Raw genomic sequence first — 14,940 nt, 5'->3', positions numbered from 1 at the left:
TTACAAGCATGCTAGTGAGATTGAAAGTGTTGTTGTAACTCCTGTGACTACTGTTGATGGTCATAATACTACAATCACAGTTACTATGGCTAATGCTGAAACTGGCAGTGTCTTAATTGAAGTTAATGGATTAAATTACACAGTTCCTATTAAAGAGGGTGTTGCAACTTTAACTGTAACATTGCCTGTCGATGATTACACTGCTAAAGTTTACTACCCTGGTGATGATAAATACAACGCTACTAATGCAGTAAGTGATGTCTTCCATGTAATTAATAAGACTGTTGCTTGGATAAATATCACAGCAGATAGCATTATTGAAATTGACAATAACTTGACTTTCACTGTTACTACTAATAGTAATGCTACTTTGGTTGTTAAAGTGAATGGTGTTGAAGTTGTTAAAGGTGCTGATGGTAAATACAGATTCAACGGCACTGTTGCAGGCAACTACACTATTACTGCTGAGGTTGCTGAAAACGATTACTACACAGCGGCTTCAAATTCAACAATGTTTACAGTAATCAAGCATAATTCAACTGTTTCAATAACTGTTGGAGAAGTTTATGAGATCGAATCTGGCTTCACAATTACAATTACAAATAACACTGCGGCTGTTGTTATAATCAACGGTAAAGAATATCCTGTTGTGGACGGCAAAGTCAATGTAAACACTGCAGAATTACCTGCAGGACACTACATTGTAACCGCTACAATCGCTGAAAACGATAAGTATTATGCTAACTCAACTACTAAAGAGTTTGACATCATTAAACACAATGCTACAATCGCAAGCATTGTTGTTCCAAGTGTAAATGTCGGTGTTGGCAAGAATGCAACCATAACTGTAACTATGGGTAATGTGACTTCTGGATCTGTCATTATTGAAGTTGGTGGACACAACTACACTGTTCCTATTGTTGATAAGGTTGCTGTATTGAATGTGACCTTGCCTGTTGGTGATTACACCGCTAAAGCATATTACTTAGGTGATGACAAGTACAACCCTGTAAATGCAACAAGCGATGAATTCTCTGTAAAAGATAAAGAAATTCCAACAATAATTATCAACGCTCCTGAAATAATCGAAGTGGATAACAACATTACATTCACCGTAACCAATTCAACTCCTGTGAATGTGACTGTAAACGGAGTGACTGTTGAAATTAAAGACGGCAAATACACTTACAACGCAACTGTCGCAGGAACTGCAACAATAATTGTAAGATCTGCTGAAACTGATGATTACTATGAAGGATTCAACTCAACCACAGTTACTGTTATCAAACATAACTCAACTGTAAGCATCGATGAAATCCCACTGCATTATGTTGGAGACAACTTCACAATAAATGTAACAAATAACACTGCTGTTGTTGTAACAATCAACGGTAAGGAATATCCAGTTGCTGACGGTAAAGTTGTTGTTGATACTACTAAACTTCCTGCTGGCGAATACACTGTTACAGCTACAGTTTATGAGAATGACAAATATTATGGAAATAGCTCAACTATTTCATTCAACATTACAAAACGTGCTTCAAGCGTAAATATTACTGTTGGCTTACAATATTACGTTGGAGACATTTTCAATATTACAATCGAAAATAATACTGCTGTTAATGTAACAATTAACGGTAAATCATACTTAATTGATACAAATGGAAATATCATAATTGATACAACTAAATTGCCTGCTGGTGAATACATAGTATCTGCTAGCGTGGCTGAAAATGACAAATACTTTGCAAATGCAACTTCAAAAACATTCAACATAGTCAAGAAGGCATCAGACATGACTGTGGTTGCAGCTCCAGAAAGTGTTGTAGTCGGCAAAAACACTACAATAACAGTCACTATGGCTAACAATGAAACCGGTAGTGTAATTATTGAAGTAAACGGAGTCAACTACACAGTTGCAATTAAAGATCATGTTGCTAAATTGAATGTGACTTTACCTGCTGGTGACTACACCGCTAAAGCTTACTACTTAGGTGATGACAAGTATAATGCATCCAATGCTACCAGCAACACTTTCTATGTTGTTGATAAGACTGTTGCTTGGGTAAATATCACTGCCGACACTAGTGTTGAAATCGATAATAACATTACATTCACTGTTACTACCAACAGTAATGCTACTTTGGTTGTTAAAGTGAATGGTGTTGAAATCACTCCTGTTGGAGGCGTTTACAGCTTCAACGGAACTGTTGCAGGCAACTACACAATCACTGCTGAAGTTGCTGAAAACGATTATTACACTGCCGCTGAAAACTCCACCGTCTTCACTGTTTACAAACATGCTAGTGAAATCGAAAGTGTTGTTGTAACTCCTGTGACTGCAGTAGACGGTCATAATACTACCATTACAGTTACAATGGCTAATGCTGAAACCGGCAACGTCCTAATTGAAGTTAATGGATTAAACTACACCGTACCTATTAAAGAAGGTGTGGCAACTTTAACTGTAACATTACCAGTCGGTGACTACACCGCTAAAGTATACTACCCTGGTGATGACAAGTACAATGCTACTAGTGCAGTAAGCGATGCATTCCATGTAATCAATAAGACAATCGCTACTGTGAATATCACAGCAGACAGCATTATTGAAATTGACAGCAACTTAACTTTCACAGTTGTCACTAACAGTAACGCTACATTGGTTGTTAAAGTGAATGGTGTTGAAGTTGTCAAAGGTGCAGATGGTAAATACAGATTCAACGGAACTGTTGCTGGTAATTACACTATTACTGCTGAGGTTGCTGAAAATGATTATTACACTGCGGCAACTAACTCCACAGTATTTACTGTGATTAAGCACAATTCAACTGTGGCTATTGATGTTGGCAAAGTATATGAAATTGAATCAGACTTCACAATTACAATTACAAATAACACTGCTGTTGTTGTAACAATCAACGGTAAGGAATATCCTGTTGTTGATGGTAAAGTCAATGTAAACACTGTGGAATTACCTGCAGGACACTACATTGTCACTGCCACAATCGCTGAAAACGATAAATATTATGCTAATACTACAACAAAAGAGTTTGACATCATTAAACACAATGCTACAATTGATAGTGTTGTTGTTCCTAGTGTCGATGTTGTTGTTGGTAAGGAAGCTACAATTACTGTGACTATGGGTAATGTAACTAGCGGATCTGTCATCATTGAAGTTGGCGGACACAACTACACAGTTCCTATTGTTGATAAAGTTGCAGAATTAAATGTAACCTTGCCGGTTGGAGATTACACTGCTAAGGCTTACTACTTAGGTGATGACAAATACAACCCAGTAAATGCAACAAGTGATGAATTCAGTGTTGTTAACAAAACCACAGCTACTGTGATTATCACTGCTGATAAGATTATTGAAATCGACAACAACTTGACTTTCACTGTCACTACCAACAGTAATTCCACTTTGGTTGTCAAAGTGAACGGTGTTGTTGTAACTCCTGTTGGAGGAGTATACAGCTTCAACGGCACTGTTGCTGGCAATTACACAATTACTGCTGAAGTTGCTGAAAACGATTACTACACTCAAGCTTCAAACTCAACAATGTTTACAGTAATCAAACATAACTCAACAGTAAAAGTTGATGATATTTCAACTCACTATGTCGGTGATGAATTCGAAATAACCTTAACAAACAACACTGCCGCTGTTGTAACAATCAACGGTAAAGAATACTCAGTTGTTGACGGCAAGGTTGTTGTGGATACTACTAAATTGCCTGCTGGTGAATACACAGTTACAGCTACAGTATATGAAAATGACAAATATTATGGAAATAGTTCAACTATTTCATTCAATATAACTAAAAGTGCTTCAAGCGTAAACGTAACTGTAGACCCAATCAATGTAAATGAAACTGCAATTATTGACATTACAGGTCCAAGTGACTTTAACGGTACTGCTGTTGTTAATGTGAACGGCATGAACTACAGCGTAGCATTGACAAATGGTGTAGGTCAGCTTAAAGTCGACGGACTCGCTAACGGCACATATGATATTAATGTAACTTACTTAGAAAATGACAAGTATCTCCAAAGCGTCAACGATACAGTTAAATTGCTTGTAAATAAAGTGGCTGATGCTGAAATCACTGCAAGCGCTGATAATATTACTGTCGGTGATCCTGCTGTGATTAAGGTTACTGTTCCTGATGATGCTACTGGCAATGTGACTGTAACTATTGGAAATATCACAAGAACTGTTCCTATTGCTGGTGGAGAAAATGAGATTATTGTTCCTGGTGTTCCTGTTGGAGATTATGAGGTTAAAGTGACTTATAATGGTGATGACAAGTACTTGCCTGCAAATACAACTACTCCACTGTCAGTCAAACCGGCTGAAACCGATCCGGCTGACATCAAAGTGATTGATCAAGGCAATGGTACTGTTGTGGTTGTTGTTCCTAAAGATGCAACTGGTAACGTAAACATTACAATCAACGGAACTAACTACACTTCTCCTGTTGTTAACGGAACCGCTACATTTGACTTGACTAATGAGACTCCTGGAACCTATGACATTACCGCAACATACTCCGGTGATGAAAACTACACTGCTGCAGCTGCAAACGGAACTGTGACAATTCCAAAATATGCAACTCCAATCTCCATTGAAGTTAATGCTAGTGCTGTTGGAAACATCACTAAAGTGATAGTGTCTGTTCCAGAAAACGTAACTGAAAACGTAACTGTTGAAATTGATGGTAAAACTTACTCAGTAAAACCTGTCGATGGTAAGGCAGTCTTTGAAATTGAAGGATTAACTGTAGGCAACAAGACAGTTGTTGCAAGCTACGCCGGTGATGACTGGTATCTTGCAAACTCAACTACTGCTCAATTCAAAGTAGATAAAGTGGCATCAAGCGTAAATGTCACTGGTGATGTGATTAAGGTTGATGAAACCGCAACAATTGTTATTGCTGGTCCAAGTGACTTCAACGGAACTGCTGTTGTAACTATTGGCGGTAAAGACTACAGTGTAAATGTAACCAATGGTGCAGGCCAACTCAAAGTAGATGGACTTGCTAATGCAACATACGATGTTAAAGTAACACTCCTTGAAAATGACAAGTACTTATCCAGTTCAAACGACACTGCTAAAGTAATTGTCAATAAGGTATCCGATGCTGAAATCAGTGCTAGCGCAGATAACATCACTGTTGGTGATCCTGCTGTGATTAAGGTTACTGTTCCTGAAGATGCTACTGGTAATGTGACTGTAACTATTGGAAATATCACAAGAACCGTTCCTATTACCGGCGGTGAAAATGAGATTATTGTTCCTGGCGTTCCTGTTGGAGATTATGAGGTTAAAGTGACCTATAATGGTGATGACAAGTACTTGCCTGCAAATACAACTACTCCACTGTCAGTCAAACCTGCTGAAACCAGCCCTGATGACATTAAGGTCATTGACCAAGGAAACGGTACAGTAGTTGTCGTTGTTCCTGCAAACGCTACAGGTAATGTGACAGTCACTATCGACGGAAATAACTACACTTCTCCTATTGTTAACGGAACTGCTACATTTGACTTGACTAATGAGACTCCTGGAACCCATGATATAACTGCAACATACTCCGGTGATGAAAACCACAAAGGCCAATCCACAGACGGCAAAGTTACAATTCCTAAACATGCAACTCCAATGAGCATTGAAGTGACTGGAGGTAAAGTTGGTGAAACCATTGAAGTGACTGTAAATGTTCCTGAAAATGTCACTGGAAATGTAACAGTTGAAATTGATGGTAAAACATACTCCAAAAAACCTGTTGATGGCAAAGCAGTATTTGAAATAACCGGATTGCTTTCAGGCAACAAGACAGTTACCGCAATATATGATGGTGACGACTCATACCTTGCAAATGCAACCACTGCAGACTTCACAGTTGACAAAAACCCTGCTCCAATCTCTGTTGAAGTGGACAACTCCACTAACGGTCAAGCTACAGTAACCGTAACCCTACCAGAGGATGCAACAGGTTATGTAGTGGTCAATGTGGCTGGAACAGATTATGGAATCAACCTTACTGCTGGTGAAAAATCAGTAACAATTCCAATCAAGGGCACTGGAGACTACACAGCTAATGTGATTTACCTTGGAGATGAAAAATACCTAGGAAACTCTACATCCAAAGACTTCCACATTTCAAGCAACAAGACTTCACCTAATATTGGAGCTGAAGTTGACAATGTGCCTGTTGGAGAAGATGTGAAAGTTAAAGTGATTGTTCCTGAAGGTGGAGACGGTAACGTTACAGTCACTGTAGACAATATAACTGTAACTGCTCCTGTAACCGGTGGAGAAAACATAATCTCAATTCCTGGTGTGAGCGAAGGAACCCATGATGTGAATATCTCCTACAGCGGTAATGACCAATATAATCCTCAGGATATTACCAAGTCTGTAAAAGTGTTCAAATCAGTAATTGCTGAAAACATTACTAGAGGATGGAACAGTCCATACGATTATAAAGCAGAGTTCCTAGATAAGAATGGTCATGTGCTTCCATACACTGATGTTCAATTCACTGTCAACGGTAAAACATACACTGTAAAAACAGACAGTCAAGGAATTGCTTTCTTAGACACTTCTAAATTGGCAGTTGGTAAATATGATGTAACAATTATCAATCCTGTAACTGGTGAGGAACGTACTGCTACAACAACTATTGTAAAACGTTTAATTGAAAACAAGGATATTACAATGGACTTTGTTGACGGTACCTATTACACTGTAAGGGCAATTGGTGATGACGGTAAACCTGTGGGCGAAGGTGAGTTTGTTGACATTTATGTGCACACTATCCACTACTCCTGCAGAACCGATGCAAACGGTTATGCAAGACTTAAACTCAACTTAAACCCTGGCAAATACACAATTACTGCAGAATATAAAAACACTAAAGTGTCTAACAAACTTGTTGTAAAACAAACTCTCAAATTGGTTAAAAAGACTGTTAAAGTTAAAAAAGGTAAGAAATTAGTGCTTAAAGCAAAACTTAAATGGAGCAATGGTAAACCTATCAAAGGTAAGATCATTAAATTCACATTCAAAGGTAAAACCTATAAAGCTAAAACCAATTCCAAAGGTATTGCAAAAGTCACTATCAAGAAAAAAGTTACCAAAAAACTCAAGAAGGGTAAGAAATACGCTTACTCTGCTAAGTATTTAACCAACATTGTCAAAGGTAAAGTGAAAGTTAAATAAATAGAAAGGGGAAGTTCATCTTCCTATCTTTTTCTTCTTTTTTTATTAGTTGATGTAGATTATCAAGTTCTTTTTTTTAATTAAAATCGCACAAAACAATTTAATTAAATGATTGTTTTATAATTGTCATGGTTTCAAAATTTATTTTAATATAATTAATTGTTATTTCATTTATTTTGATAGTTTTTCTCAAGCTATTTTTCAAATATGGTCCGGCATGTGAAAATTCATATAATTGGACGGATTGGCCAATCAACTTTACAAACTTATTTATATAATTTTAAACAAATATTAACTAAATAAGAATGTGATAATCATGGTTGAAGCGGTAATGATTAATTGGGTTTATGTAATTCTTTTATTTATTTTAGGTTTCATTACATACAGAAGGAAATCTCTTGATTTATTCGGTTCAGCTGTCATGATTATTATGGGTATCATAATTATTTTTTCAGCGGGTGTCAATTGGCTTGTTTTGATTGTGCTTTTCCTTGTCATGTCACTTATCGCTACAAAATACTCTAAGAAATATAAGATGTCCTTAGGGGAGTTTGAAGGAAGAAGAACTTCTAAAAACGTTATCTCAAATGGTGTTGTTGCCTGTTTCATGGCAGCATTCGGGGGTTATTACCTGCCGTTTGTTGGAGGATTCATCGGTGCAATCGCAACAGCTACTTCCGATACATTGGCATCTGAAATCGGAGTGCTTGATGCACATCCAAGGTTAATCACCACTCTTCAAAGTGTGGATCCAGGTACCAACGGTGCGGTTTCAGTTTTAGGAACTGCAGTAGGTATTGTGGGAGCTGCAATAATTGGTATTGCTGCCTTTTTATTAGGTATTGTGCCAAGTCCCGTTTCAGCAATTCTTGTTTCAGTTGTTTCCGGAACTGTAGGTTGCTTTATGGACAGTATTTTGGGAGCAGTGTTTGAAAATCATGGATTCATGACCAATGAACATGTCAATTTAATCGCCACTATTGTGGGAGCAATTGTCGGAATTTTACTCATTTAAATTTCAATTTAATTTTTTAAACTTATTTTAAAACAAATTATTTAACTATTAAATCATAAAATTAATAATGAATATTTTATTAGGTGATATTTAATGAAAGGTATTGTATTAATTATGGATGGTATGGGTGACCGTCCAATTAAGGAACTAGGAAATAAAACTCCTTTGGAAGCTGCCAACACTCCAAATATGGATAAGATGGCAGAAGAAGGAATTACTGGGATTATGGATTCAATCGCTCCGGGAATCATCCCTGGAAGTGATACAGCACACTTATCAATCTTAGGATATAATCCTTATGATGTATACACAGGAAGAGGGCCGTTTGAGGCAAATGGTGTCGGTGTGGATGTATTGCCTGGCGACATTGCATTCAGATGTAATTTCTCAACTGCCGATGAGGATTTAATCGTAACCGACAGGCGTGCCGGAAGAATCAAGGAAGGCACCAAGGAAATAGTTGAAGAGTTAAACAAGATGGTTCTTGAAGACTATCCTGACATTAAAATCATATTTAAAGAATCTACTGGCCACAGGGCAGTATTGGTTTTAAGAGGAGAAGGTTTATCCGATAAGGTAAGCGATGCAGACCCTAAAGTTGAAGGAAACAAACCTAAAGAAGTTAAAGCTTTGGATGATACTCCTGAAGCTGCTAAAACCGCTGACATTTTAAACAAACTTGTTGTAAAAACTTATGAAATGGTTAAAGACCATCCTGTAAACCTCAAAAGGATTGAGGAAGGATTGCCTCCAGCAAACATTGTAATTCCACGTGGTGCCGGTGAAGTTCCAGTAGTTGAATCATTAAACGAAAAATACGAAATCAATTCCGCCTGCATTGCGGAAACAGGTTTGATTATGGGAATCGGAAGATTTGCCGGTATGGACATTATTGAAATGGAAGATGTGACCGGTGGAATCGACACTAATTTAGACAATATTCGTGACACAATCATTGATCAGGTCAAAAACTCAGACCATGACTTTTTCCTAATCAACATTGACGGAGCCGATGAGGCTGGCCATGATGGTCAAACCATGGAGAAAAAGGAATTCATCGAAAAAGTTGATGAGGTTGTCATGAGCGAACTAATCAAACTTGAAGATGTTTACATTTACTTGACCGCTGACCATTCAACTCCAATTTCAGTCATGAACCACTCTGGAGATCCTGTTCCTGTCTTAATCAGAGGTCCTGAAGTTAGAACTGATGATGTTTGTGAATTCTCCGAAAGGGCATGCGCTAAAGGAGGATTAAACAGAATCAGAGGATCAGACGTAATGAATATCATGATGGATTTAATGAATTATGCACATAAATTCGGTGCTTAGGTGAGAAAATGGTAGCTAAAAAACTATTCGGAACATCTGGAATCAGAGGATTAATAGGTTCAGAGGTAACCTGTGAATTGGCATTGAACGTTGGAAAATCATTAGCTTACTATTTGGGCAATCAAGGTACTGTAGTGCTTGGTTATGATACACGTACAACCAATAAGATGTTGGACCAGGCAATAACTGCAGGACTTTTGGAAAGTGGAGTTGATGTAGTTAAAATCGGAATGGTTCCAACACCATTAGTTGGATATGCTACCGAAAAGCTTGGCGCTGATGCAGGAATAATGCTTACAGCATCCCATAATCCTTCAAAATACAATGGAATAAAATTATGGAATAAGAACGGTATGGCATACACTTCATCTCAGGAGTCAAAAATCGAAGAAATATATTCTGAAAAGTCTTACATATCTGTTTCCTGGGATAAGGTAGGTAAATTAAGTGTCAATGAAGAGATTAAAGGCCAATATGTTGATGATTTGGTTGGAATGGTTGACATTAATGAAGGTCTTAAGGTTGTTATAGACTGTGCATCCGGTGCTGGAAGCGAAATATCACCTTTAGTATTTAGAAAAGCAGGATGTGAAGTAACAACTCTAAACTCCCAGCCTGACGGATTTTTCCCTGGAAGAAACCCTGAGCCAAATGCCGAAAACCTGCAGACATTGATGAAAACTGTAGTGGCTATCGGAGCGGACTTGGGTATTGCACACGATGGCGATGCAGACAGAATGATCACCGTTGATGAGGAAGGTAACATTTCACCATTCGACTCCCTTTTAGCGCTGATATCAAAAGAATTTGATGGAGATGTTGTAACCACTGTTGATGCAGGATTATGCATGGACGAATCTGTAAAAGGGAAAGTGTTCAGAACACCTGTAGGGGATGTAAACGTTGCTGAGGTCATAATTGAGGAAAACGCAGCATTTGGAGGAGAGCCTTCAGGAACATGGTTGCACCCTGACTTTTGCATGTGTCCTGACGGAATACTTTCAGGATTGAGGATGGCTGAAATCGTATCTCATAAGGGCAAATTGTCTCAGTTATTGGCGGAAATTCCACAATATCCAAACATCCGTGAAAAAATAACCTGTTCAAAAGAGGCTAAAGTGAAAGTAATGGAGAATATGCAGGAGTTACTTGAAGACGCTTTCGATGATATTGTTGAAGTCAACCCTCTTGATGGCGTAAGATTAACATTTTCCGATGACAGTTGGGTGCTTGTAAGGCCGTCTGGAACAGAGGATTACATTAGGATAACCTTGGAATCCCGTGACGCTGAACGCGCTGAGGAAATTAAGGATGTCTGTGTAAAAATAATCAATGAAAACCTATAGAAGATATTATATTATCTTCAAAATTCTTTTTTTAATTAAGTAATTTGATGGTTTAAAAAAATAAAAAATAGAAGAATATTTGGTAATCTATTCTTCTTCTGCGATAAATGCGTCAATACCTAAAGCTGCGCATTCTGGGCAAACCCAATCATCTGGCATGTCTGCAGGGGTTTTTCCAGCAGGAATGTTGTATGCAGGGTCTCCTTTTTCAGTGTCAAATCTATATTCACAGTGTAAACAAACATATACAGTCATTTTATTATCTCCTTTAAATTTTTGCTATTAGCAGAACTAATATGATTTTAGTTTATTAAAACTATTATATAATAATTTTCATTCGGATAATCAAAATTAATTTATAAGTGAAGAACCAAAAAATATAATATTATTAGATAATTTTTAAGGGGATAATAAAAGTGAAAGCAATTATTTTAAGTGCTGGTGAAGGTTCAAGGATGAGGCCATTAACACTTACAAAGCCTAAGACCATGTTGCCAGTTGCTGGAAAGCCAATCATTCAATATAATATTGAATCATTGAGAGATAATGGGATTAAAGATATTTTATTAATCGTAAGATATAAAGAGGAAATGGTTCGAGATTACTTTGGTGATGGAAGTGACTTTGGAGTAAATATTACTTACAAAACTCAAAAGGACTTTTTAGGTACTGCAAATGCTATCAGTTATGGTAAGGACTTTATTAAGGATAGCTTGCTGGTTTTAAACGGAGATATCATTTTGGATAATGAAATCATTAACGAAATCATTAAAAAATACAATTATCTAAAACCTGACACATTAATGCTTTTAACTGAAGTTGAAGATCCGTCTGCATTCGGTGTAGTTGAAATAGATGACGGCAACATTAAAAGCATTGTGGAAAAGCCTAAAAAAGAAGAGGCTCCAAGTAACCTTGTAAATGCCGGAATCTATGTTTTCAACAAGGATATCTTTGATAAAATCGATAAAACTGAAATATCCGAACGTGGCGAATATGAAATCACAGATTCTGTAACATTGCAAATCAACGACGGTAAAAAGGTAATCGGACATAAAACCAATAAGGATTGGATTGATGTTGGAAGGCCATGGGAGCTAATTGAGGTTAATGAGGAACTTATCGGCCAACTTAAAACAGAAATTAAAGGTACAATTGAAGATGGAGCTCATATTCATGGTGAAATCTTTTTAGATGAGGGAAGTATCATAAGGGCAGGAGTATACATAGAAGGAAACGTATACATAGGTAAAAATTGTGATATAGGTCCTAACTCTTATATTAGGGGCAATTCCTACTTTGGAGATCACGTTCATGTGGGAAATGCCGTTGAAATTAAAAATTCAATTATTATGGAAAACACCAATGTCAGTCACTTAAGTTATGTTGGTGATTCAGTAATAGGTTCAAACTGTAATATTGCAGCTGGAACAAACATTGCGAACCTGCGTTTTGACAACCAGCCTGTAAAAACAAAAATCAAGGACAAAATGATAAATAGTGGTAGGCGTAAGCTTGGATCCATCATTGGAGATGCTGTAAAAACAGGAATCAACTCAAGCTTTTCACCGGGTGTGAAAGTGGGTTACAACTCCACTATTGGTTCAGGGGTTTTGTTGTATGATGATGTACCCTCTGATACAAGAGTATTAGTAAAACAAAATCATATTATACAAGATAAAAAGAAAAAACAAAAATAAATGGCGATATTATGGAAAATAATAAAGACTCTATTGTAATATGCCCAGGTGCACAAGTAATTGGTGATGTTGAATTAGGCGAAAATGTATCCATATGGCATGGAGCTGTGCTTAGAGGAGATACAGATTCAATAACCATTGGTGACAATTCAAATGTCCAAGATAATTGTGTAGTTCATTGTACCAAGGATTTTCCGGTTGAAATAGGTAAAAATGTTTCAGTTGGCCATGGTGCGGTTGTTCATGGATGTAAATTGGATGACAATGTTTTGATTGGAATGAATGCAACTGTTTTGAATGGTGCACATATTTCAAAAAACTCAATTGTTGGTGCAGGTGCAGTTGTAAGTGAAGGAAAGGAATTTCCTGAAGGAAGTCTGATTTTAGGCGTTCCGGCAAAAGCAGTTAAAGAAGTTACTCCAGAACAAATTGAAATGATTCAAAATAATGCAGAAAATTATGTAAAACTTTCTAAACAATATAAGGACGATTAAAATATGAAAGCAAGACAAATTGTAGAAGAAATGGATTCTTATGTTCCTGGCAGGTCTCAGGATGAGATTGCTGCTGATTTTAACCTAAAAAAAGAGGATATAATTAAATTAGGTTCCAATGAAAATCCATGGGGTCCGTCTCCAAAGGCAGTTAAGGCAATTGAGGATGAAATCAAATCAATAAACAGATATCCTGAATCACAATTGCATGAACTGGTTAGAGAAATTGCTGATTATTCAGGTGTTAAAGATTCACAGGTAATTATTGGCGGTGACGGTGCTGATGAAATCATTGATGTGCTTGCAAAGACATTCATCGATGACGGAGATGAATTCATTGTACCTTTGCCATCTTACATGTATTATGAATACTTATTGAAGCAATACGGTGCAAAACCTGTTTATGCAAAATGGAATCTGGATGAAAACAAATTGGATGTGCAATCAATTTTTGAAGCTATAGGCGATAAAACAAAAATGATTTTTTTATGCAGTCCGAACAATCCTACAGGAACACTGATTGATAAGGAAGTATTGGTTGATATTGCAGGTAAAAACCCTGATATTTTAATTGTCATTGATGAGGCTTATTTCGAATACTCTGAAGTTACAAATAAGGATTTGATAAATGAATTTGACAATATATTTATCATCCGTACAATGTCTAAGGTACTTGGACTGGCAGGTATGAGAATTGGCTATGGGCTTGCATGTGAAGAGATTATCGAATACATGCACAGGATAAAGCCGGTATTTTCCCTTACAAGATTGTCCTTTGTAGCTGCTCTCAATACTTTCAGAGATAAGGATTATATTGAAGAGTCAATTAGAAAAGGTATTGAGTCAAGACAGTACCTGTATGATGAAATATCCAAAATTGATGGTTTGAACGTATTTCCATCAAAATCCAACTTCATGCTAATCGGCATTAAGGACACAGGATTTACTGCAGCAGAACTTGCATTGGAACTAATGAAAAAAGGAATAATTGTAAGGGACTGCACTTCCTTTAAAGGTTTGGATGAATATTGGATTAGAATAAGCATTTGTACTTTGGATGAGGATAAGAAATTTATTGAAATTTTAAAAGAGGTTTTAAACTAATGTATATTGGCGGTAGCGTAATATCTTCTGTTGAATTTCATGGAAATATGAGTTTGGTCATTTTCATGTCCAAATGTCCATTGGCATGCAGATATTGTCATAACGTGGAATTGTTGGAAGATAATACTGAAAAATCATTTGAAGAAATTAAACATGAAATTGATTCATCAGCTGATTTTTTAGATGCTATTGTAATTTCCGGCGGAGAACCATTAGTACAACCAGACGCAGTAATTGAAATATTGACTTATGTTCGTGAAATCGGCTTAAAAACAAAACTCGATACAAGCGGAATATATCCGGAAAACCTTAAAAAAATATTGGATTTGGATTTGCTGGATTATGTTTCACTTGACGTTAAGACAACATTTTCAAAATATCGTAAAATAACAGGAGCAAACGTTGGTTTTCAAGTAAAAAAATCAATGGATTTGATAAATCAGGCAGGAATCCATCTGGAAATCAGAACAACTTATGTTCCAACTTTGCATACTAAAAAAGATATTATAAATCTTGTTGATGAAATTGAGGCCGAAATCTATACAATTCAACAGTTCAGAAATAAGAATGTGCTGGATCCGGCTTTGGAAAAAGTGGATGTTCCAAATCCTCATGATTTGGCTAAATTGGCAAGTGAAATTAAACCTTACTTTGATGGAATTGTTAAAGTAAAATCAGGAGAATTTGGTGAACAGGTAATTTAGGAAGTGTTGAA

At 36.7% G+C, this 14,940-nt stretch carries 9 protein-coding genes; 8 read left to right on the top strand and 1 reads right to left on the bottom strand.

The features are described 5' to 3' along the window. Window positions 1-43 precede the first annotated feature (43 nt). The 4 genes from IJ258_RS07855 to glmM all read left to right on the top strand — a co-directional run bounded on the left by IJ258_RS07855 (window position 44) and on the right by glmM (window position 10,927). Entirely contained in the window at window positions 44-7,234 is a 7,191-nt protein-coding gene (locus IJ258_RS07855; protein WP_292805445.1) for an Ig-like domain-containing protein, read from the top strand. A gap of 316 nt (window positions 7,235-7,550) precedes the next feature. Continuing rightward, window positions 7,551-8,249, top strand: a complete 699-nt coding sequence (locus IJ258_RS07850; RefSeq protein ID WP_292805442.1) for a TIGR00297 family protein — start codon at window positions 7,551-7,553, stop codon at window positions 8,247-8,249. Window positions 8,250-8,342: 93 nt separating this feature from the next. Next, complete coding sequence (locus IJ258_RS07845; RefSeq protein WP_292805440.1) at window positions 8,343-9,581, top strand: 2,3-bisphosphoglycerate-independent phosphoglycerate mutase; 1,239 nt, start codon at window positions 8,343-8,345, stop codon at window positions 9,579-9,581. 8 nt (window positions 9,582-9,589) lie between these two features. Then, complete coding sequence (gene glmM, locus IJ258_RS07840; RefSeq protein ID WP_292805437.1) at window positions 9,590-10,927, top strand: phosphoglucosamine mutase; 1,338 nt, start codon at window positions 9,590-9,592, stop codon at window positions 10,925-10,927. Between the two features lie 87 nt (window positions 10,928-11,014). Here glmM and IJ258_RS07835 read toward each other — a convergent pair whose 3' ends face one another. Then, window positions 11,015-11,182: a rubredoxin gene (locus tag IJ258_RS07835; protein WP_292805434.1), complete on the bottom strand. Its 168-nt coding sequence runs from the start codon at window positions 11,180-11,182 to the stop codon at window positions 11,015-11,017. A 155-nt stretch (window positions 11,183-11,337) separates the two neighbouring features. Between IJ258_RS07835 and glmU the strand changes: the two genes are divergently transcribed. The 4 genes from glmU to IJ258_RS07815 are packed head-to-tail and all read left to right on the top strand — an operon-like array spanning window position 11,338 to window position 14,929. Next, window positions 11,338-12,627 carry a bifunctional sugar-1-phosphate nucleotidylyltransferase/acetyltransferase gene (gene glmU, locus IJ258_RS07830; RefSeq protein ID WP_292805448.1) on the top strand — a complete coding sequence of 430 codons (1,290 nt, stop codon included), beginning with the start codon at window positions 11,338-11,340 and terminating at the stop codon, window positions 12,625-12,627. 11 nt (window positions 12,628-12,638) lie between these two features. Then, a complete protein-coding gene (locus IJ258_RS07825) occupies window positions 12,639-13,121 on the top strand; it encodes a gamma carbonic anhydrase family protein (protein ID WP_292805431.1) in 483 nt (160 codons plus the stop codon). A 3-nt stretch (window positions 13,122-13,124) separates the two neighbouring features. Further along, entirely contained in the window at window positions 13,125-14,225 is a 1,101-nt protein-coding gene (gene hisC / locus IJ258_RS07820; protein ID WP_292805428.1) for a histidinol-phosphate transaminase, read from the top strand. After that, window positions 14,225-14,929, top strand: a complete 705-nt coding sequence (locus tag IJ258_RS07815) for an anaerobic ribonucleoside-triphosphate reductase activating protein (protein WP_292805425.1) — start codon at window positions 14,225-14,227, stop codon at window positions 14,927-14,929. The genes hisC and IJ258_RS07815 overlap by 1 nt, the downstream gene beginning before the upstream one ends. The last annotated feature ends 11 nt before the right edge of the window (window positions 14,930-14,940 follow it).

The sequence above is a fragment of the Methanobrevibacter sp. genome, from assembly GCF_017468685.1.
GTDB lineage: Archaea > Methanobacteriota > Methanobacteria > Methanobacteriales > Methanobacteriaceae > Methanocatella.
This window is presented reverse-complemented; position numbering and strand designations above follow the sequence as displayed.